This window comes from Paenibacillus sp. FSL M7-1455, assembly GCF_038004655.1.
GTDB classification, from domain to species: domain Bacteria; phylum Bacillota; class Bacilli; order Paenibacillales; family Paenibacillaceae; genus Paenibacillus_AQ; species Paenibacillus_AQ cookii.
The window spans coordinates 659423-681263 of record NZ_JBBORO010000001.1 but is presented as its reverse complement, the minus strand read 5'-3'; the positions used below and the strand labels follow the sequence as shown (position 1 = coordinate 681263).

The following is a 21841-nucleotide window of genomic DNA, read 5'->3' as shown; positions in this document are numbered from 1 at the left end:
CATTGTACTTGATTCTTGGAGTTGCGGCAAAACAAGTCGAATTTTGGGAGCAAGCGCATCGCGCATGGATCGTCGCGGGACCGTTCGGCAACACCGAAAGCAGACTGCGGAACCCTTCAGCGGGTCATGGAGCCGGATTGTTTAATTTGTCCGCGCGTTCCCGCGCTTTGTCGGCTGCATCGGACGCGATTTGACGAATGATCTGCTGCACGTTTTTCACCCGGGGCAACAGCGCCGCCCAATCGTCGACTTCGAATTCGTCAACCGGCTCCGTCCGCAATGAAACAGCCACGTCGCGAAACCCCGTTCCCGGCTCATGCAGTTTCCCCTGCTCCGCCGCCTCGGCCAGCCATTCTCCCGCCAGCGGACCGCCTTTTCCTTTCTCCTCAAGCTTGCCCAAGGCATCGCCGTCCGAGGATTCGGCGGCCGGAGGCACCCGCTCGGCCCAATCCCGGAAGACGGCGTTCAGCAGCCGGTCCCTCGGCAGCCCCAGCAGCGCCAAACGGAGCAGCGGCTCCGCCCGGAACTTTCGCTCCGCTTCTTCCAAGACCAGCCGGATATGATCGCAGCCATCCTGCCCGCATGCGCATGTCGCCCGATCCAAATCCGGCACATACCGCGACATGACATCCTCCTCGAGCCATAAGGGCATTTGCCCTTTCAGCAAAGCATGGAGTTCAAGCGGATGTCCGGCAAGCTCCCTAAGAATGTCCGCGGTTTCCTCCGCGGCAAAAGGAGCCGCCGGTATATGGGCCTCCCAGGGCGCACCTTGCCTGTTCTCCTTGGCCGGCGCCGCTGTGGCATGAATCCAGCCGGGGACAATGCTCAGCTCGAACGTATCCATGTTATTGGTCACCCGTACCCCTCCCGGTCTGCTGTGTTCTTACTTCTTGAAGGCTACATCCAATCTTCTCCCTGAAGCGTAATCAGTTCCCTGAGCTCGCTGTCGGACATTTCGGTCAGCCACGTTTCCCCGGAGCCGACGACCTGCTCGGATAACGCCTTTTTATGTTCGATCAGCTCGTCGATCCGCTCTTCCAGCGTTCCTTGGCAGATCAGCTTGTGGACCTGGACGTTTTTCTGCTGGCCGATGCGGAATACGCGGTCCGTCGCCTGGTTCTCCACCGCCGGGTTCCACCACCGGTCGTAATGCAGCACATGGTTCGCCCGGGTAAGGTTCAAGCCGACGCCCCCCGCTTTCAGCGAAAGCACGAAAAACGGCGAACCCTTCCCGTTCTGGAACGCGCTGACCATCTGGTCCCGTTCCTGCTTGGAGACGCCCCCGTGCAAAAAGAACGGTTTGACGCCGTACCGCTGCTCCAGGCGCGCCACGATCAGATGCCCCATCGCCACGTATTGCGTAAAAATCAAAGCGGCTTCCCCCGATTCCTGAATCTGGTCAAGCAGCTCGCAGAGCCGCTCCATTTTGCCGGAGGATTCGCCCTTGGACCCTTTTTCTTCCCTGCCGAGCAGCTGCGGCGAATCGCAAATCTGCTTCAGCTTGGTCAGCGAGGACAACACGAGTCCTTTGCGGGCAATGCCGGTTTCGTTCCCGATTTGCTCCATCACCTGCTCGACGACGGCCTGGTACATGGCACCCTGAACCGGCGTGAGCGCGCAATACGACTTGATTTCCAGCTTCTCCGGCAAATCCTTGCGAATATCCGGGTCGCTTTTGAGGCGCCGCAGCATAAAGGGAGCGACCAGCTTATGAAGCTCCTGCAGTTTTTCCGTCCCTGCATCGCTGGCCGTGTAACGCTGCCGGAACGATGTCGCGGTGCCGAGGTATCCCGGATTCAAAAAGTGAAAAATCGACCACAGCTCGCCCAGGCGGTTCTCCACCGGCGTTCCCGTCATCGCGATGCGGTGGGGGGCCGACAGCTTCATCACGCTCTGCGCCTGTTTGGTGCGATGGTTTTTAATGTATTGGGCTTCATCCAACACGACGGACGTCCAGGCCATGGCGGCCAGGTCTGCTCCGTCCCTTCCCGCCAAGTGGTACGTGGTCAGCACCAGGTCGTGTTTGCCGACTTCCTGCAAAAACTGTTCGCCGTGCAGCCGGCGGTTGCCGTGGTGGATATACAGGTTCAAATCCGGGGCGAACCGCTGCAGTTCGCGCTGCCAGTTGCCGAGCAGCGACGTCGGGCATACGATCAGGACCGGATTCATGCCCTTCCGGTGCTGTTCCAGCAAGCAGGTAATGACCTGAATCGTTTTGCCCAGACCCATGTCATCCGCCAGGCAGACGCCGAAGCCCATGTCCCTCATGGCGGACAGCCATTGAAATCCCCGCTCCTGATACGGGCGCAGCACGCCGTGCAGCGATGCCGGCACCGGTCTGGCCGGCACTTTGCGCGGGCCGTCTTCGCCCAGCAGCGACTCAAGGTACCCGGCCGTTTCAAGCCCGAGCACCGGAATGCCTTTCCAGAACCGCTCCCCGCCTTCTTCCGCCGATAAATGAAGCCATTCCGAAAGATCCATTTCGCCTTCGTCATGTTTTTTCAAATAGCGGAGAACCTGGCGGATTTCCTTCAAATCCAGCTCGATCCATTCCCCGCGGAACTTGACGTAAGGCAAGGAAGCTTCGGCCAGCTCGGCCAGCTCCTCGCGCGACAGCGTTAGCCCGTCAAGCGCCGCCTCCACGCGGAAGGAGACCAGCTGCTCCATGCCGACCACGGGGAGGCCCGGTTTATGGTCGTCGGTTTGCATTTTTAAGGACAACCCGACCCGCCGCCGGCCCTTCCGGCTCCATTTGGACGGCATCTGCACGGCCATTCCCGCCTTGTTCAGCCGCGGAACCGAATGCCTTACGAACGCCACCATTTCTTCGCTCGACAGCTCCAGCCCCTGAGGCGCAGGGACGGTAAGCGCCGCTGCGATTTCAGGGGAGAATTCGGCCGCTTCCCCCAGCAGGGTCAGCATTTGCTCCTGCACGTTTATATAGGTTTTCCCGCGCCGCTCAATGTCGCGTTCCTTGTATCCCCAGATCGCCGCGGCCGGCAGCCAGGCGCCGAATTCGTCCTGAAATTCCGCCCAAAAGGTAACCTTCCAGCGCTCCTGCTCCTCCGTATGGTTCGGAGCGAGGCGAAATCCGAGCCGCAGCCGGCCGGAACGGGAACGCTCCTCGTCCTGCGGGCCTTCGGGAACCGAAGTAAACCCCGCGGCCGCCACGTCCTCGGCCAAACCCGCGATCTCTTCCGTCGTTCCCTGAACGGAAATCGTCCGGCTCGCCGTCAGCAGGCTGTTCCACCAAAGCTCGGCCAGCGGCGACGTTCCGCGCCGGTAGTCGGCCTGGTATCGCGACAGCTTGCCTTCCTGCGCCTGCACGATTTCCTGCACGCTGGCATGGATCATCGCGCTGAGAAACGAATGCAGCACCGCTGCCCCCGCCTCATGTTTCGTCATCGGCTCGCTCCCAAGAAGCGCGGGCACGCCAAGCCCGACCGGCGGCATGGCGCCGGCAAGCTGCCTGAAACGCTCCACGTCATGCGGCTCGCGCAGCCTTGGCTTCCAGCTGCCCGTCAGCGCAAGCACGCCCGCGCGCCGCCGGGTTCCTCCCGCGGATACCTCGGCCGTTCCCGGCGCGATTTGGCCGCGAAGCAGCAGCTCCAGCGCAAAACGCGCAGCCTTGGCCCAATAGCCCATCTCAGCTCCCGGCCGAAGGCCGAGGCGCGAGCAGGCGGCTTCATCCAAAGCGAGCAGCATGTGAAAGGCATCGGCCGGCGAAAGGGCCAGCCCCTCCAGCGTTCTGCCCATCAGCTGCCGCTTTTCGCCGCGCCGGGCCGTTCGCTGGCCGGCGGACGGCGAAGGGTACCGAAGCTCCGCCAGCCGGAGAACCGCCTGCTTAAACGGCTTCGACCCGTCCGGAAGCTGGAGCGATTTGACGACCTTGCTCCACGCGTCTACCTTCGGTTCGGACATTTCTCCCGAAAAACAAAAAAACACGTCTCCTAGCCATACGCCATATAGCGGTTGATTCATGGTTGTCTCCTGTCGTTTCCGTGATTAAACATAATATCTTCATCTTATACGAAAACCGCCGAATTTAAAAACCTCAATCGTTATTTTTCGGCGCGTGACGAAGTTTTGTTTGGGAGCGGCGGCGCGGCGGGGCCCTGCCTCTGCAAACGGCTTCGAACGCAAAAGGGAAACGGTCTTGCATAAAAAAACCAAGCCTGTTTTCCCCGGGATTCCGGTTCAAAACAGGCTTGGCTCATGCGTTAGTTTGCGGCTGTGATCATCCAGCTTGCTCCGGACGGCCGGTCCGCCGCCTGGATGATCAGGCTGCCTTCTCCGTCCACATGCCAGCCTTCGGCTCCTTCGCCGAGCTGCTCGACCGTAATGGCAGGCAGCCCCTGCACCCCGCTCGGAGCGAATTCCGGACGGCAAAGCTTAAACCGCAGCAGGCTCCGGTTCGCCTCGTATTGTCGATGCGCATAGGCATACGACAGCTTGAGGCCTCCCTCTTGGCCTTCAAGGCGCACATTCAAACGGGAGTAGGTTTGGTCGCGGTAATCGTAGGTGACGCCGTCATCCTCGTAAAGGCTGTACTCCGCCTGGAATCCGCTTAGGGCTTCCGCGCCGTAGATATGGAACGTCAGGTTCCCGTCCGTCTGGTCGTCCGCATGCTGCGCAAGCGCGCCCTCGGGCACGATCGCCCCGGATTTGACGTACATCGGCATCGTATCCAGCGGGCAGGCGGCCAGAATATGCCGTCCCCCTTCGAGCTTTTCGCCCGTCCAATAATCGAACCATCGGCCTTCCGGCAAATAAACGGCGCGGTGATCCGTATCGGGGCGATAAACCGGCGCGATGAGCACGGCATCGCCGAGCAGGAATTGGTCGCACAGGTTCGTCACGTTCGGGTCATCCGGATATTCCAGCACAAGCGGGCGGATCACCGGCAGGCCTGTGGCCGCCGCTTCCTGGAACAGGTTGTAGATATGCGGCAGCCAGCGGTAGCGAAGACCGATGTACTTCCGGATGATCTCCTCCGTCTCCGCACCGAACGCCCAAGGCTCCTGACGCAGCGTATCGATTGCGGAATGGTTGCGGAAATACGGGAAAAACGCGCCCATCTGCGTCCACCGCACAAGCAGCTGTCCCGACGTATGGTGGGCAAAGCCGCCGATATCGGGACCGGCGAAAGGCAAACCCGACAAGCCCATGTTCAGCACCATCGGCATCGCCAGCGCCATATGCTCCCAGAAGCTGCGGTTGTCTCCCGTCCATACCGCCGCATAACGCTGAATGCCGGCATACCCCGCGCGGGTGAGGACGAACGGGCGGCGGTTGTCCAGCTGCCGCTTCAGCCCCTCCGCCGTCGCCTTGGACATCAGCAGCCCGTAAAGGTTATGCAGCTCCTCATGCGTCTTCAAATCGCCGTTGTTACGGTGGATGACGTCCAGGTCCATCGTTTTGCTTTCATTGAACACGGCCGGTTCGTTCATATCGTTCCAAATGCCTTCGATTCCGTTCTCCGTGTAAAAGGAATGGAGATCCCCCCACCACTTCGACGTCCGGTCATCGGTGAAATCCGGGAACGCGCTTGTTCCGGGCCATACCTCGTCGAAATAAATGTCGCCTTCGAGCCTGGTGCAAAAATGCCCCTGCTGCACGCCTTCCCTGTACACGCCGTATTTCGGATCCTTTTTGACGCCCGGATCGACGATCGGCACGATGCGGATGCCCATGCCGCGCAGCTCCCTGATCATCGCTTCCGGATCGGGGAAACGCAGCGGATCGAACGTAAACACCCGGTACCCGTCCATATAATGGATATCCAAATAAATGACGTCGCACGGTATGTTTTTTTCGCGGAAGGTGCGCGCGAGCTCCAATACTTCCTCCTGATCCATGTAGCTGTAACGGGATTGATGGTACCCGAGCGCCCATTTCGGCGGCAGCTCGATGCGTCCGGTCAGCGCCGTATAGCGCGTGACCACGTCCTTCACCGACGGCCCCGCGATGAAGTAGAGATCATAATCCCCGGTGCTGCAGCCCATCGTAAACGCATCGGCATGCGTTCTCATATCCACCTCGGTCCGGCCCGGGTTATCCAAAAACAGGCCGCAGCTCGTTCCCCCGGCCATATGGATCACGAACGGGATCGATTGGTACAGCGCCTCGATTTCCGGCACATGGGGCGCATAGACGTCGGTGTTCCAGTTCGTGTAACGCTCGCCGCGTTTGTCGAGGAAGCTGGATTTCTCCCCGAGGCCGTAAAAATGCGAATCCTGCGGCATGTCATATACCGCGTGCACGCCGCTCCGCGGTTGGCACACAAGGCGGGTCTGCCGGCAGAGAACCTTCCCTTCCTTGTCGCGGACCGTGAACGCAAACGTGGGTTTGTCGATTTCAAGCGCGATCAGGGAAGTACGAAGGATCACCCGGTCGCCGGTTTCCTCCAGCCCGATCCCGCTTTCGCTTTTTTGCCTGAACGCCGGGTCGATCGCCACCGTCGACGACAAGTCCGGTTCTCCCTGCCAAAAAAATTTGATCCGGAATATTCCGTCCGCCGGGAACAATACCGCCGCTCCGCCGCGTTCGGCCCGCAAAACAAACGTATCCCCGCGCCGCTCCAGCCTTTGGAACGCACCCAAGTATCTCCCTGTTTCCGTGTGACCCGCCTCCGTGTATTTGTCCGGGCGGATTGCTTCGCTTCCTTCCATGTCTCTCGCTCCTTCTTCTTGATGCACATGATGCCGATTCCTTGCGTTTACCGTAGTTGTGACGCCTTTGTACGGATGCCCGGGATGGAAAGAGGCTCCTTTCGAATGTTCAAAGGGAGCCTCCTCTTATCGGCCGATGCCGCTTCGTTCTTTTTATTTCTTCAGGTTATCCCAAGTTTTTTGGAAGTCCGCAAGGAGCTGGTCTTTATCCGATTTGCCTGCAATATAGCTTTGCATGCTCGAACCGAATTCATTCCATGCGCCTTCCGGGAATCTGGCGAACTGCCAGCTCAGCACCTTGTTTTCCTTGCTGTATTTCAGCACTTCCGCGCCCAGCGCGCCGAGATCCTGTTTCGTGGCGTTAATGCTCTTGAACGCCGGAATGAACTTAAATTCCTTGGTGATGTAGTTTTTGCCTTGATCGGACGTCACGAGCCAGTTCAAAAATTCCTTCGCGTCGTCTTTGACTTTGGAGTTTTTGTTGACGACCCAGTTGTTCGGCACGCCGACGAGCAGCTTGTCGTTTTCTTCCGCGTTATCGCTGATCGGCATCGGCAGGAGTCCGATGTTCATGTTCGGCGTAATGCCGTCGATTTGGACCTGCGTCCAGTTGCCCTGTTGCGTCATCGCGGCCTGGCCGTTTGCGAACATGGTCATTTCCGTGTTGTAGTCGGTCGTCAGCGGGTTTTTGTTGCCGTATTTCAGCGTCAGGTCAAACAGCTTCATCAGCCCGTCCATCTGCGGGTTGCCTGCGAATTTTTCCGTCCCCTTGTTCAGGCCTTCGATATAAGCGCCGGGGTCCTTCTGATGGGAAAACGCTACGTTCAGCGTATGTTGTCCCAAAATCCAGCCTTCCTGGTAGCCGTTGACGAACGGCGTGATGCCGGCATCCTGCAGCTTTTTGGCGGCTGCGTCCAGCTCCGTCAGCGTTTTCGGCGTTTCGGTGATGCCCGCCTTTTTGAACAGGTCCTTGTTGTAGACGAAGCCGTAGCCCTCAAGGTTCATCGGCATGCCGTAAATTTTGCCGTCTTTCGTGATTTGGTCTTTGGACACGTCCACCATGTCGCTGACCCATTTTTCGCCCGACAGATCCTCAAGCTTGTCCGCCCAGGTGTTCAGATCCGTATACCCGCCGACGTTGAAAATGTCGGGTTCTTCGCCGGACGCGAATTTCGCTTTCAGGGCCGCGCCGTAGTCGGAACCGCCGCCGACCGTTTGGATATCCAGCTTGATGCCGGGATGGCTTGCCTCGTAATCGGCCTTCAATTTATTGAGCGCTTCCGCGATTTCGACTTTGAACTGGAAAATATGAATCGTTTTGGTACCGCCTTGCCCTTCGCTTCCGCCGTCGGCCGTTTTGTCCGTTTTCGAGCCGCAGCCCGCCAGAACAACGGAAAGCGCGAGCATCGAAGCAAGCGTGATTTTGGAACGTTTTTTCATGAATGAGTCCTCCCTTTTTGCGGTGTGAACCGAAATCCTGCCATGTTTTTATCTTTGTAACCGTTTACTTCTTCATTATAAAAACCGGCGTCGCCAATGAGCACTTACGATATTGATCAAACAGGGGGAGCGGATTGACCTGTGAAGCCCCGCCCCGTTTCATGCATCCGTCAGCCCTTGACCGCGCCCTGCGTAATGCCCTCCACGATATATTTCTGCATCGCCAGGAAAAATATGATGACCGGCAGGATGCCGAGCACAAGCGCCGGCAGCGCCAAGTCCCACTGCTTCGTGAACTGCCCGAAAAACGCGAACGTCGCGATCGGAATCGTCCGTAGATCGGCGCTTTGCAGCACCAGGGACGGCAGCAGGTAATCGTTCCAGATCCACAGCGTATTTAAAATGATAACCGTAACGAACATCGGTTTCAAAAGCGGCAGCACGATCCGGAAAAAGGTGCCGTAGGTGTTGGTGCCGTCCACCCGCGCGGCCTCCTCGATCTCCAGCGGAATCGACTTGACGAACCCGTGGAACAGGAATACGCTAAGCGGCACGCCGAAACCGAGGTAGCTCACGATCAATCCCGGTATGCTGTTCATCAGGCCCAGCGAACTCATCACTTTCACGAGCGGGATCATGATCGATTGGAACGGGATGACCATCGCCGCGACGAAAACGGCGAACAAAAACCGGTTGAAACGGCTGTTGTGGCGCACCATCCGGTAAGCCGCCATCGCGCTGAACAACGCGAGCAGCAGGTTGCTGAACACGGTGACGATCAGCGAGTTTTTGAAGGCCGTCGGGAAATTCGTCATGTCCCATGCCTTGGCATAGTTATGCCATTCGAAGCTTTTCGGCCAGCTCGCGGCATTCGTGAGCAGATCGCCGAACGTTTTGACCGAATTCACGAACAGGAAGTAGAACGGAATCAGGAAGAGCAGCGCGATGACGACCATGACGATTTCGGTCGCAAGCGTTCCGAAGCGGTATTTTTTGGATACTTCCATCAGGATTCAACCTCCTTCGATTTCGTCAATTTCACCTGCAGGCTCGTAATGACCGCCACGACGACGAAGAATATGATCGCTTTGGCGGTGCCCAGCCCGTAACGGTTGTTCTGGAACGCCTCGTTGTAAATGTTCAGCGCCACGGATTCGGTCGAGCGGAACGGCCCGCCTTTCGTGAGCGACAGGTTCAGGTCGAACATTTTGAAGGACCAGGAGATCGCCAGGAACAAGCAGACGGTAACGGCCGGCATGACCAGCGGCATAATGACCGTTTTCAAAATTTGCAGCCTGCTGGCCCCGTCGATTTCCGCCGCTTCGATGATATCCTTCGGAATGTTGTTGATCGACGAAATGTAGATGACCATCAAATAACCCGCGGTTTGCCAAACGAACACGATCACGATGCCCCAGAAGGCGGTCGTCGCATCGCCAAGCCAAGGCAGATTGAAGAAATGCCAGCCGGTGGCGCTGCCGACCGCGGCAAACCCTTTGACGAAAATAAACTGCCAAATGAAACCCAGCAGCAGGCCGCCGATCACGTTCGGCATAAAAAAGACGGTGCGCAGCACGTTGCGCGTCTTCAGCGGCTTCGTCAGGAAATAGGCCAGGAAAAATCCGAGCAGATTGGTTAAAATAATGCCGATTACCGTAAAGCGGACCGTAAACCAGAAAGCCTTCCCAAAGTCGGGATCTTTCGTTAATATTTGTTTGAAATTGTCGATGCCGACCCAGGTGACCTCGCCGGATACTCCATTCCAGCTCGTGAAGGAGTAATAGAGGCCCAGCAGGAACGGAATCACAATAATGACGGTAAAAAAGAGCGTGGACGGCCCCACGAACACCAGCTGCTGAAGCAGCCCGGACGTTTTTTTGCGATTCATCCCGATTCTCCCCTTTGCAAAAAATACTCTGACTGTCTGTAGGTTAAGTATGGAGGAATGCGTTTACAAAAAAAACGGAGGATCGTGAACCGTTAGGGGGAAAATATTGATATGCCGAAAAGAGGCCATTATGTAAACGAAAGGGACAAACCGATGAAGTTCCGCAGCATCCGCTCGCGGCTGATCCAGTTCATGCTGCTGGCGACGACCATACCGCTGCTGCTGTCCATCAGCATCACGTATATCCATACGAAGGAAACGATTAAGGAGCAGGCGCTGGAGGAAAACCGGCATTTGATTTTTCAGGGGAAAACGAATCTGAGCAATTATTTGGACAATATCAACAAGGCTTCGCTCGTCGTGTATAACGACGCCAATTTTTTGCGGAACCTGCGCAAAATTCCCGAGGATTACCGCGCCGTGGCCGAGGTGTTCACGCTGCTGCAAAACATACAAAACACGGTGAGCGGCATCGAGCGGATCTACCTGCATGCTTCGCAGTCCAACCAATCGACGCTCGTGACGCCGGCCACCTTTCCGAAAAGGGAGTTCCGTCCCGTGCCTTACGTCAGTACCGTGCCGTACGAAAAATTCACGACCGCCGTCGAGCCGACCCATAACAGCCATGATTATGGTTTTCCCCCGTCGCCGACCTCGTATACGAAGCGCCAGGTGTTCACCTTCCACCGGACGATCACCAACATCCCTTCGGAAAAGGTGCTGGGGGTGCTGGCCATCGACGTCAGGCTCGATTCGGTTGCGGCCATTTGCGAACAGCTGTTTAATAAAAAGAACGAGCAGCTGGTCATCGTCGACCAGGGAGGCAGCGTCATTTATTCCGGCAACGACGAGCAAATCGGCCAAAAGCTGCAGGATCAAGCCGTGCTTGACCATATCGGCCAAAACGTCAGCGGCTATTTTGAAATGAACGGCGCGATGCATGTGTACGAAAAGATGCAAACGCCTTATACCGACTGGACGATCATCAAGCGGATCCCGAACGCGACGCTGTATGAGCGGGCCACCGAGCTCACGAAAATCAATACGGTGATCGCCGTCATCGCCCTGCTCGTGATCATCTTCGGCACGCTGTTCATATCGGTGCGCATCACCGAGCCGATCAAACGTTTGACCAGCTACATGAACCGGATCCAATCCGGCCAGCTGAACGTCGATATCGATTGGAGCAGCCGCGACGAAACGGGCATCATGTTCGCCAGGTTCAGGCAGATGATGGATACGATCAACAACCTCATTTTGCGCGAATACAAGCTGGAATTGGCCAACAAAACCAATCAGCTCAAGGCGCTGCAGGCCCAGATCAATCCGCATTTCCTATACAACACGCTGCAGTCGATCGGCACGCTGGCACTTCATCACAACGCGCCCCGGATTTATGCCCTGCTCACATCCCTTGCGAAAATCATGCGCTACAGCATGAACAACAACGACGCGCTCGTCACGCTTCAGGATGAAGCGGAACACGTGAAGCTGTATCTTGATTTGCAAAAGGAGAGGTTTGGCGATCAGCTGGAATTTTCGCTCCATCTGGAGCCGGACACGCTGGGGGTGCCGGTGCCGAAAATGATTTTGCAGCCGCTCGTCGAGAACTTTTTCAAACACGGGATGGACAATCCGGAAGGCGGGAAAGGAAAACTCGCCATCATAAGCCGGATGGAGCCGGCAGGCGTCCTCACGGTTACGATCGAAAATAACGGGGAGTCGATTCCGCCCGACGTGCTAAGCCGCCTCGCCGCCGGGCTCGAACGCCAGCAAAACCGGACGCAGGCCGACGGAAACGGGGAGTATGGAATCGGGCTGCACAACGTCATGATGCGCCTTCAGCTGTACAACGAGCACGGATCGGCGCTGCATATCGAAAACATGGAGCCGCAAGGCGTCCGGATCATCGCCCGAATACACACCAAAGCGAAATATACGAAGGAGACGAACGAATGATGAAGGTTTTGATAGCGGATGACGAAAAGCACGTGAGGGATGCGATCAAAATGCTGGCCGATTGGGACGAACATGGCGTGACGGGCATTCTTGAAGCGTCCGACGGGCAAGCGGCCGTGGAGCTCATCGCGGAGGAATCCCCGCAAATCGTGATGACCGACATGCGCATGCCGAGGATGGACGGCACCAAACTGCTCGAATGGATCAAGGACAACCGCCCCGACGTCAAAACGATCGTCATCAGCGGATACGACGATTTCGAGCTGGTGCGGCACACGATCCGGAGCGGCGGCCTCGATTATATTTTGAAGCCGGTCGATCCGGATGCGCTGAACGAAGCGCTGGAAAAAGCCGTGGAGGCCGTACGGAAGGAAGCGCTGCAGGACCGCCTCAGCACGCGCCAAAACATGGAACTCAACCGGATGCGGCCCCATTATGCGGACAAGCTGCTGACCGACCTCATCGGCGGCCCCGGCGGCAAAGAGGAACTGGCCCGGCAGCTCCGGGACGAGTTCGGCCTGCCGGATTCCGCGGGCTCCTGCCGTGCCGCCGTCATCAGCGCCGCCCAGCTCGATCACGAGGTGCTGGATAAATTCGGGCAGATGCCGGAGCTGCTGTACTTTACGCTGATCAATATCTGCAATGAAGTCCTGATGTCCGGACAAAAAGGCATCGCCTTTCACCATTTGGGACGCCCCGAGGAAATCGTCATGCTGCTATGGGACGAAACGATACCGCATCAGGCCGTCCTTGAAAACATCCGGCAGGGAATCGACCTGACGCTGCACCGTCAGGTGCATATCGGGGCCGGATCGTGCCTGCCTTTTCCGCAAGGAACAGCCGCTTCCTATCAGGAGGCCCGCCTGGCCCTGTGGCGGCGGAACGCGTTAAGCGGTTCCGGCTGGCTTCACGCCGACGCGCCGCAGCCCCCGAAACCGCTTCGTCTAAGCTCGCACGAAGAGAGCTTCCGGCTGGCCGCGCTCAGCGGCAGCGCGGAAAAAATCGGTGCGGCGGTGGACGCCTGGATGAGCCGGGTCGGGGAGCTCGGCGCGGTGACGCCGGAGCAGCTCGAGCAGTGGAATGCCGAATGGGACTGGATGCTGAAGCAGTGGATGGACCACAACGATAGCCCGTCCCCAGATAGACCCGAAAAGGACGCGCTGCTCGAGCTCCCGCGGTCGCTTCCGCTCGACCCGCAGGGAAGGCTTTCCTTCCCGCTCTGGAAAGCCCAATACGAAGGCCGGCTGACGGCGGCCAGCCGGATGCTCACGCAGCGGCATTCCCGGGAAAACCACATCATTTACGACATCGCCGCGTATTTGGAAAACCATTATGCCGAGGATATCTCGCTGCAGGACATGGCCGCCCGCTTTTTCCTGAGCCGCGAATACATCTCCCGCCGCTTCAAGCAGGAATTCGGCGTGAACATTTCGGATTTCCTTGCGGGCGTGCGCATCGAAAAAGCGAAGCTGCTGCTGCTGAACCCGCAGCTGCGCATCGCGCAGGTTGCCGAAATGGTCGGCTACCAGGACGAAAAATATTTCAGCAAGGTCTTCAAAAAGCAGGAAGGCCAAACCCCTAACGAGTACCGGAAGGAGCAGGCCGTGCGCTGAGTCTTCCCCTCATTCCGCTTGCTGATCGGCGAAAAAACAAGCGTCCCTCGGATCCATGACGGATCCCGGGACGCTTTGTTTTATGCTATCGCTATCAAAAGAGCGCGAGGGCTTCAAGCATTCACGCAGCCATCTTCCGCCTCCATGCCAAGCACGCGAATCACGTCGTTCGGGTATACATGGACGCCGGCCGTCCCCGTTAAAGCGATGTTTACCATGGCACGCGCAAGGGTCCTAGCCGGCATCGCCCGGTATTTGGCCGCCCTGCCCCGCATGAGGGGATCCAGGCTTTTCATGACCCAGGCCCCTGCCGCCTCGCCGAAGCGGAATTCGTTTCGCTCGCCGAGCAGCAGCGACGGCCGAAACAAATGCACGCCCTGGATGCCCACGGAAGCCATGGCTTTTTCGGCCTCGCCCTTGACCCGGTTGTAAAAGATTTTGGAATTGGGATCGGCCCCCATCGCGGTGACGGCCAAAAACTGCCCGGCGCCTTGACGTTTCGCTATTTTCGCCGCCCGCAGCGGATATTCCAGGTCGACCTTGCGGAATTTCGCCTGCGATCCCGCCTTTCGGATCGTCGTGCCAAGGCAGCAAAACACATCCCTGACGCCCCGGAACGTTTCCGCATGATCCTCCAACGTCTCCAAGTCGATGATCGTTTCCCGCAGCTTCGGATGGCGAACCGCCAACGGACGCCTCGTCAGCACGACAACGGCATCATAGGCTTCGCTGCGCAGCAGTTCCGCAACCAGCTCTCCGCCCACAAGCCCCGTGGCGCCAAGCACCAATGCCTGCAATCCGATCTTCCCCACCCCGCTTTCTATGTCATCCTTTTTTCCTCATTCTACCTGTTCCAGGTATCCGGTTTCAACAGGCCCCCGCCTGTCCTTTCCCACCCGGAAGCAGACTGTTTTTTGCGTTGGATAAACCCTCCATTTCAAAAAAACAGGTTCTGCCTATTGTATTAAGTGTATTAAGTGATATAATACACTTAAATCACTAATCGTACTTCGGTACGGTGGGAGGAACCTCTATGGAAGAACAGCAGGTTGGCTCGCTGCATTTTCAGATCGATTTCAGTCAACCTTTATATGAACAGATACTGGACCAAGCCAGAAGCGCAATAGCAAAAGGAGAGATTGCTTTGGGAGAAAAAATGCCATCGGTCAGAGAGCTCGCGCAGGAATTGCGGATTAATCCGAATACCGTGATGCGGGCCTACCAGGAGCTGGAACGGGACGGATTGACGGAGAAACGCCGGGGTCAAGGCACGTTCGTGACCTCCTCCGCCGACAACGTGGCCTCCTTTCGAACGGCTCTGGCCGCCAAATATATCGACAGTTTCATGGAGCAGATGGAAAGCCTCGGACTTTCATGGGAAGACATCGAGAAATACGTCCGGGGGAAAAAAGATTCGGGAACGGGAGGAGACGGTTTATGATCCCAAACATTGTGGAATGCCATCAGGTAACGAAGCGTTACGGCCAAAAAATCGCGCTGGACCGGCTTGAACTTGCGATTCCCGCGGGAAGGATCACCGGCATACTGGGCCCGAACGGCTGCGGCAAATCGACTTTATTCCGTACGTTGACGGGCATGGTGAGACCTGACGAAGGACGGGTCGAGGTGCTGGGGAAAACGCCAGGCTGGCGGACGAACCAAAGCATCGCCTATCTTCCCGACCGCGCCCGATGGTATCCGAATCATACGGCCCGGCAAGCGCTCGAATGGGGAAACTCTTTCCTTCCCGGCTTCTCCATGGAACGCGCGATTCAGCTCGCGGATGAAATGGAGATCGACCTCGACATGCGCGTCGGCGGCATGAGCAAAGGCCAGGAAGCGCGGATCATGCTCATTTTATGCCTCGCGCGGGACGTGGATCTTGTCGTGCTCGACGAGCCGTTTACAGGGATCGACGTCATGTCCAGGGAAGCGATCGTCGCCAGTCTGATCGATTTTCTGGAAGAAAGCGAGCAGTCTATCCTGATCAGCACCCATGACATCCAGGAAGTGGAGGGGCTGTTCGATTACACGGTCATGCTGAAGGAAGGCCGTGCCATCTGGTCCGGCAATTCCGAGGATTTGCGGGCGGAATACGGCTCGCTGCGGAACGTTTTCCGCAAATTGTACGCGAAGGAGTGGAACGATTAATGTTTTCCGCAGTTTTCCGTGATTTGGTACGGCACGAGTTTAGAAGCAAAGGAAACTGGAAAAAGCAAAACCGGACCCGCATTCCCCGGGGTTGGTGGAGGGCCTACTTTTTATGCATCCTGGTCGCCATGATCGGTACCGCTACCTATTTTGCCCTGCGGAACGATCTTCAGGTTAATGCCATTTGGAGCATTACCCTGGGTTTTCCATACATCGTATTTTTTCTTGGATTCGGGTCCGTCAAAAACGAATGGGGCAACGAAACCTACGGCTGGTGGCTCACGATTCCCGAATCCCGCATGCGGCTCATCGCCGCCAAATGGCTGGGCAGCTGGCTGAAGGTATGGGCAGCGATCCTGATGCTATTTGTCATCGCGTCCGTATACGTCATGATTCTTTCCTTCACCATTCCCTACTACTCGTTCGAAACGGCCCGGGAGTTTATGGCAACCCGCATCCAATGGCTGTCGCTAATCGTCACGCTGAGCCCGCTGATCATCGCGGCCGGCATCCTGATGGGCATTCTTCAACACACCGTCATCCGTCCTTTGGCGCCGATCCTGTGGGTTGTTTTCATGGCGGCCCTCGGCCTGACGTATTCCTTGACGGACATCGTCATTCCCGCATCAAGCTTTTCTCCGCAGCAAAGCCTTTGGGTTTCTTATCCGCTGGAGCTTCCGGCCATCGTCGCGGTGGACTGGATCCTGGCCTTTGCAGTGCTTCGGATCACGGCGTTTTTGCTTGAAAAGAAACTGGATTTATAGGAGGAAAAAACATGGTTCAAACGATTCATCCGCCAAAGGCGGCTGACCACGATGCATCTAACAACGAGTATATGCTAGAAGTCAAAGGGCTGCGAAAAGCGTACGCCAAAAAGCAGGCGCTCGAAAACGTCACTTTTTCGCTGAAGCCCGGCACCTCGTTTGGTTTTCTTGGCCCGAACGGCGCCGGCAAATCGACGACGATGAAAATATTGACGGGCATCGTCAAGGCCGACAGCGGCACCGCGAAGCTGTTCGGCAAAGATGCCGCCAGCGAAACGGATGCCGTCGCCAAATATATCGGCTACGTTCCGCAGGACATTACGCTGTACGAAAAGCTGACCGCTTACCAGAACCTTGAATTTTTCGGGGAAGCCTATGGGGTCAAAGGCAAGGAGCTGAAGCAAAGGATCCATGAGGTGCTTGCCAAGACCGGGCTTCTCGAGCGGGCAAACGAGGCGGTCAGCACCTTCTCGGGCGGCATGAAAAGACGGATCAACATTGCCGCCGCCCTGCTCCACCGGCCCAAGCTCCTCATTCTCGACGAACCGACGGTGGGGATCGATCCTCAATCGCGCAACCATATCTTCGAGATGATCCGCGAGCTGAACCGCGAAGGCGTGACCATCATCTACTCCACGCACTACATGGAAGAGGTCGAAGCCCTTTGCGACGAAATCGCGATCATGGATCAGGGCACGGTCAAAGCGATGGGCCCGCTGGGCCAACTGCTTGAGCAATACGGCCAAAAAGCGATTTATCTGGAAGTTCCCGGCTTGACCGAACCGCCTCAAGATCCTTATATCGCCTCCTCCCGCAAGGAGGGGTCCGGATGGCTGCTGGAGACGGAACAGCCTTCGGCCCTTATGCAGCATCTTTTGCGCCAGGCTTCGCAGCAGGCATGGGACGTCAAGCAGCTGGAAATCGTCCGCCCTTCGCTCGAAAGCGTGTTTTTGAAGGTCACCGGAACGGCGCTTCGCGACTAACGAACATTCGGTTCCAAACTTTGAACAAAGGAGATTCCCAACGATGAGATCGATGATTATCAAAGAGCTGCGGCTCATAGGCAAGGATAAAAAAAGCTTCTTTTTTCTCCTCTTGATGCCGATTATTTTTATCGTCATGTTCGGTTCCGTCTTCAATCAGGGCGAAGGCGGGGCCTCCGTGACGCTGCGTACGATCGATCAGGACCAGACCGCCGCGTCCAAGGCGCTGATCGGCCAAATGAAAGGCATCATGGACGTGGAACAGCTTCCTGCGGATGACGTAAGCGGGCAGCTCGCCAAAATCAAGCAGGGGCAATTCTCGGCCATGCTCGTCATCCCGAGCGGATTCGAGCAGGCGATGAAGTCGGGGAAAGCGGCTGACGTCAAGCTGTATCAGGACCCGTCCGCCCAGATGGAGGTCGCTCCCATCCAGGCCATTCTCGGCAGCATTTCCACCCAATACCGCGAGCAAAAGCTGACGGACCTGCTGATCGCCAAAGGCGAATCCCAAGCGCAGGCCGAAGCGGCTCTCGCCTCCCCGATCCGGATCGAAAACGTGACGGCGTCCGCCGATAAGTTCAGCGTGATTGATCAGGTCGTGCCCGGCATGACGGTCATGTTCGTCTTTTTCATCATGATCACGATGGCCCGCCGCTTTTTCGAGGAAAAGAAAACCGGACTGCTGTCGCGCATCCGAACGACGCGCATCAAACCGCTGCATTATTTGCTCGGCATGTGGTTTCCGTTCGTTTTGACCGTCATCGCCCAGTGCGTCATTTTGTTCGCCTTCGGCCATTTCGTATACGGCCTGGCGCTGGGCGACGTCGCCGCGCTCGCCGTCATCGTGGTGTCCCTCAGCATTGCCGGCACGGGCATCGGCCTGGCCCTCTCCTTCCTCGTGCCGGGCGAAGGCGCGGCCATGGTCATCACGCAGGTCATTTCCATGGGGGGCGCCATGCTGGGCGGTTTGTGGGTCCCTTCTTATCTCCTGCCGAAGGCTGTGCAAACGGTCGGCCATTTCCTGCCGCAATTTTGGGCGCAGCATTCGCTGCAGGATATTATCGCCCATGGCGCACATCTAGGGGACGTATGGGGCGCAGCCCTCATTCTTCTCACGTTCGGTTTGGCCGGACTTACCGTGGCCATGCTCAGACTGCCGGGTTTTCTCCGTTCGGCGGCCAACTAGCGTCGCCGACCGAGGCCCCCGATAAAAGACAGCGGCCAACGCACTTCCCAAGAAAACGGGCCGCGTAGGATGGAGGTTCCCCCAAGAAGCAAGAAGCTTGCAACAATGAAGGGCTGTCCCGCCGATTTGCCGGCAGGACAGCCCTTTCGCTTGATCCCTATCATGCTCTTTGAGTCAAAATACGCTTACGATGAAAATGGCAACACACGCAAACCCGATGAGCGCCACCGTCTTTGCCCCGGACAGTTTCGGTTTTTCCGCGGAACGGTAAAACCGGCGCTGCCCGAACCAATTGCGGTGCAGCACATAAAGAACCGTCAAATTCGCGGCGAGAAACAGCAGCATCTGGATCGGCGCCAGCTCCTTCCCGTCCGTCAGCGGCCTTTCGACGGCCCCCAAAGCAAACAATCCCACGGCCAAAAACATGATGCTGCGCAGCGCTTCAAGCGTCCACGCCGCAGCTTTTCCGATCCCCATATCGCCCGCCTCCGCCTTGATCATTTTTCAATCCAGCCCGTTTTGTTTTCGCTCAAGGATGTCAAACGGCACCCGATACGTCATGGCGCCGCCTCTTTGTTGACATTGTATCAAAGAAGCCTGCCTCTCCACAAGAAAACGCCTGCCGTTCCGGCAGACGTTTTCTAGCCTTCAGGCCCCCCATTTGGGAATCGAGGGCAGCTGTTTTCGCATATGGTCCACAAAAACCTTGGCGAACACCGGGTCCCACTGGCTTCCCCGTCCTTCATCCAAAATGGACAAAGCGATGGACGGCGCCATGCCTCTGCGGTAAGGGCGGTCGGAGGTCATCGCGTCATAGGCGTCGGCTACGGCAATGATCCTTCCGAGCACCGGAATCTCTTCCCCGGCGAGCCCATCGGGGTATCCTTTGCCGTCGTAACGCTCATGATGCGAACGGACGCCCGGAAGCAGCGGCGCCATCACTTCCTTCGGTTCGATCTGGAGCAGGATGTTCTCGCCGAGCTCCGGGTGCGCTTTGATCTGATCAAATTCTTCATCGGTCAATCGTCCCTCCTTCAGCAGGACGGTGTCGCGAATGCCGATTTTGCCGATGTCGTGCAGCAGCGCCGACTTCCGCACGATCGCCAGCTCCTCGGATGACATGCCGCACAGCCGGCCGATTTTTTCCGAATATTCGGCGACGCGCAACGAGTGGCCCGCGGTGTACGGATCGCGCGCATCCAGCGCTACGGCAAGCGTGACGAAATAACTGTCCAGCATGGCCCGGCTCTCCTTTTCCCGCATTTCCAAAGCGCTGACCATCATGTTGAAGCCGGTAACCAGCTTGGAAAATTCATCGGAATATACGTTCTGGACCTTGGTCAGCCGTCCTTCCTTAATTTCGTTCATCGCATCGTACAGCTGCGAAATCGGGCGCTCGATGTCTTGGGTGATCAGCCTCGCCCCCATGTAAACAAAAGCCGAATCGATGAGCAGGATCAGCCCGGCCCAGCCCCAGTAGTTTTGGAACATGCCGCCGTCGAGCTGCTCCAGCCGGATATGCGCGGCAAGGCTGAACAGCAGCAGCGGCAAGGTGCCCATCAGTATGCCGCTGACCAAAAATTTGGGACGGATCGACAACAACACATGGTCATCGGCATCCAGCTCCACCTGGAACTTTTTTTCGGCGAGCATTTTGAATTCGATCAGCATCGGGCGGATAGCCGCCGTCGTCAGGAAAAAATCCAGCATCGCATGCATCCCGGCCACCAGCAGCGCCCCCAAAGCCGCCACCAGGATATAAGACCCCGGAAAGGTCAGCAGGCCTTCGTGCAGCATCCATGCCGTCAACAGCAGCGCCGGAATCGAGAAGCTCAGCTGATGCGGCACCAAAATCCGAAAGACGGTCAGCAGCGGCAGCCGCTGCGTTTGGATGAACGCTCTGCGAAGCACGTCCAGGCTTGCGCCCGCGGCAATCCCCTCCCGGATGGAGCGGATATGGCGGTTAAAAAAGATCCATTCGGCAGCCCCCATGGAAACGAGCGAAACGAGCAAGACGAGTGCAAGGCGTTTATACTCCTCTGTGGCGATGTTCAGCGTCGCCGGCACGATCGCGCTGCCGACGACGAGAACCGTAAGCAGCAACCCGATCAAATAATTGCGCAGCAATTTGCCCAGAAACGACCGGTATACCTTCCGCGTCTCCAAGCAAGAAGAATCGGTATTCATACAGCAAAGCCTTCCTTATTCGTAAAATGGCTAGTCCAATACTACTATCATTATCGGACGAAAGAACGGAATATGTGACAATAATCGCAAGAAACATCCCGCTTTCGGAAACATTTTGTGACAAAGGCAAAAAAAAGCCCCGCCAAGCGGGGCAAGCATGAAAATGTATGACTTTTTTCATAGGATCACTTTAAAAATCATTTCCATTCCAAGTGGAAATATCTCTTGATTCCCTCCTTGCCCTGTTCGGTTACGATGACCGCCCGGCCGGAAGCCGCCCGTTCGATCCAGTTCATGTCGAACAAACGGGCAACGATCGCTTGACCCAGACTTCCCGCCAGATGATGCTGCCGCTCGCTCCAATCCAGGCAAATTCGGCCGAACGACCGCCGCTCCTTGCGCAGCGCAGGCAGATCCAACCCCAAGTCGGCAAAAAAACGCTCGCCGGCCGTCGTCACGACATATTCGCCGTCGCCTTCTTCGATCCACCCCTGCTCGAGCATGGCCCGGGTCAACCCGACGCCCAGCTTCCCCGCCAGATGGTCGTAACAGGTTCTGGCCTTGCATAAGGCCTTCATCTGTTCGGATTGGCGCAGCGACCTGATTTCGGCGGGCCGGGAAATCGATAGCAGCGTTTCGAGCGCTCGCGCGATTTCTTCGTTCGCCAGTTTGTAATAACGATGCCGGCCGTGCTTCTCGGCGGCAACCAGCATGCCGGAAGCCATTTTCCCCAAGTGAAAGCTGGCCGTTTGCGGGGTTACGCCTGCCGCAAGCGCCAATTCGCTGGCCGTATGGAAACGGCCGTCCATCAAACTCGTCAGGATCGCCGCCCGGGACGAATCCCCCAGAAGAGATACCAGTTCCGCAAGGTTAGGATTTGCGCTCATGTCCGTTCCTCCCTCAAACACATTCATACTTCGATTTTAATCGAAACGTTAAGGTGTTGCCATCCCCCAACCAACCCATTGTCCACTACAATCCAGAATACTTTTGCATAAT

The 21841-nt window shown here is 57.2% G+C and carries 17 protein-coding genes; 7 read left to right on the top strand and 10 right to left on the bottom strand.

The window, feature by feature from the left end; genetic code table 11:
- Positions 1-124: 124 nt before the first annotated feature.
- The 6 genes from NYE48_RS02960 to NYE48_RS02935 form a co-directional block, all read right to left on the bottom strand.
- Positions 125-856 (bottom strand): hypothetical protein, encoded by a 732-nt coding sequence (locus NYE48_RS02960; RefSeq protein WP_052146901.1) that lies wholly within the window; start codon positions 854-856, stop codon positions 125-127.
- A 41-nt stretch (positions 857-897) separates the two neighbouring features.
- Positions 898-3981, bottom strand: coding sequence for a DEAD/DEAH box helicase (locus tag NYE48_RS02955; RefSeq protein ID WP_340996793.1), 3084 nt, complete (start codon positions 3979-3981; stop codon positions 898-900).
- A 239-nt stretch (positions 3982-4220) separates the two neighbouring features.
- The gene (locus NYE48_RS02950) at positions 4221-6671 is read right to left on the bottom strand and encodes a glycoside hydrolase family 31 protein (RefSeq protein ID WP_340996792.1); all 2451 of its coding nucleotides are present in this window, start codon (positions 6669-6671) and stop codon (positions 4221-4223) included.
- A 153-nt stretch (positions 6672-6824) separates the two neighbouring features.
- A complete protein-coding gene (locus NYE48_RS02945) occupies positions 6825-8111 on the bottom strand; it encodes an ABC transporter substrate-binding protein (protein WP_340996791.1) in 1287 nt (428 codons plus the stop codon).
- Positions 8112-8281: 170 nt separating this feature from the next.
- Positions 8282-9118, bottom strand: coding sequence for a carbohydrate ABC transporter permease (locus tag NYE48_RS02940; protein ID WP_212948836.1), 837 nt, complete (start codon positions 9116-9118; stop codon positions 8282-8284).
- The gene (locus NYE48_RS02935) at positions 9118-9999 is read right to left on the bottom strand and encodes a carbohydrate ABC transporter permease (RefSeq protein WP_212948834.1); all 882 of its coding nucleotides are present in this window, start codon (positions 9997-9999) and stop codon (positions 9118-9120) included. The genes NYE48_RS02940 and NYE48_RS02935 overlap by 1 nt, the downstream gene beginning before the upstream one ends.
- 153 nt (positions 10000-10152) lie before the next feature.
- On the opposite strand from NYE48_RS02935, the gene NYE48_RS02930 reads away from it, so the two are divergent.
- Together NYE48_RS02930 and NYE48_RS02925 are read left to right on the top strand one after the other, a co-directional pair.
- Complete coding sequence (locus NYE48_RS02930) at positions 10153-11958, top strand: cache domain-containing sensor histidine kinase (protein ID WP_341000591.1); 1806 nt, start codon at positions 10153-10155, stop codon at positions 11956-11958.
- Positions 11958-13571, top strand: coding sequence for a response regulator (locus NYE48_RS02925; protein WP_445324053.1), 1614 nt, complete (start codon positions 11958-11960; stop codon positions 13569-13571). Before NYE48_RS02930 ends, NYE48_RS02925 begins: the two co-directional genes overlap by 1 nt.
- Positions 13572-13684: 113 nt before the next feature.
- On the opposite strand, the gene NYE48_RS02920 is transcribed toward NYE48_RS02925, so the two are convergent.
- Entirely contained in the window at positions 13685-14374 is a 690-nt protein-coding gene (locus NYE48_RS02920) for an oxidoreductase (RefSeq protein WP_036708902.1), read from the bottom strand.
- A gap of 230 nt (positions 14375-14604) precedes the next feature.
- On the opposite strand from NYE48_RS02920, the gene NYE48_RS02915 reads away from it, so the two are divergent.
- From NYE48_RS02915 to NYE48_RS02895, 5 genes are read left to right on the top strand one after another with little or no spacing between them, the layout of a single operon-like run.
- Positions 14605-15012, top strand: a complete 408-nt coding sequence (locus tag NYE48_RS02915) for a GntR family transcriptional regulator (RefSeq protein WP_340996787.1) — start codon at positions 14605-14607, stop codon at positions 15010-15012.
- Positions 15009-15722 carry an ABC transporter ATP-binding protein gene (locus NYE48_RS02910; RefSeq protein ID WP_036708726.1) on the top strand — a complete coding sequence of 238 codons (714 nt, stop codon included), beginning with the start codon at positions 15009-15011 and terminating at the stop codon, positions 15720-15722. Before NYE48_RS02915 ends, NYE48_RS02910 begins: the two co-directional genes overlap by 4 nt.
- Positions 15722-16486, top strand: a complete 765-nt coding sequence (locus NYE48_RS02905) for a hypothetical protein (RefSeq protein WP_340996784.1) — start codon at positions 15722-15724, stop codon at positions 16484-16486. The genes NYE48_RS02910 and NYE48_RS02905 overlap by 1 nt, the downstream gene beginning before the upstream one ends.
- Before the next feature lie 11 nt (positions 16487-16497).
- The gene (locus tag NYE48_RS02900; protein WP_340996782.1) at positions 16498-17469 is read left to right on the top strand and encodes an ABC transporter ATP-binding protein; all 972 of its coding nucleotides are present in this window, start codon (positions 16498-16500) and stop codon (positions 17467-17469) included.
- A gap of 43 nt (positions 17470-17512) precedes the next feature.
- Positions 17513-18655 (top strand): ABC transporter permease, encoded by a 1143-nt coding sequence (locus NYE48_RS02895; RefSeq protein ID WP_340996779.1) that lies wholly within the window; start codon positions 17513-17515, stop codon positions 18653-18655.
- A 174-nt stretch (positions 18656-18829) separates the two neighbouring features.
- Here the strand turns inward: NYE48_RS02895 and NYE48_RS02890 are convergent, their stop codons facing one another.
- The 3 genes from NYE48_RS02890 to NYE48_RS02880 all read right to left on the bottom strand — a co-directional run bounded on the left by NYE48_RS02890 (position 18830) and on the right by NYE48_RS02880 (position 21729).
- The gene (locus NYE48_RS02890; RefSeq protein WP_212948831.1) at positions 18830-19132 is read right to left on the bottom strand and encodes a hypothetical protein; all 303 of its coding nucleotides are present in this window, start codon (positions 19130-19132) and stop codon (positions 18830-18832) included.
- 171 nt (positions 19133-19303) lie between these two features.
- On the bottom strand, positions 19304-20842 hold the full coding sequence (locus NYE48_RS02885) for an HD domain-containing phosphohydrolase (protein WP_340996776.1): 1539 nt from the start codon (positions 20840-20842) through the stop codon (positions 19304-19306).
- Positions 20843-21039: 197 nt separating this feature from the next.
- Positions 21040-21729 (bottom strand): ArsR/SmtB family transcription factor, encoded by a 690-nt coding sequence (locus NYE48_RS02880; protein WP_340996775.1) that lies wholly within the window; start codon positions 21727-21729, stop codon positions 21040-21042.
- Positions 21730-21841 lie beyond the last annotated feature (112 nt).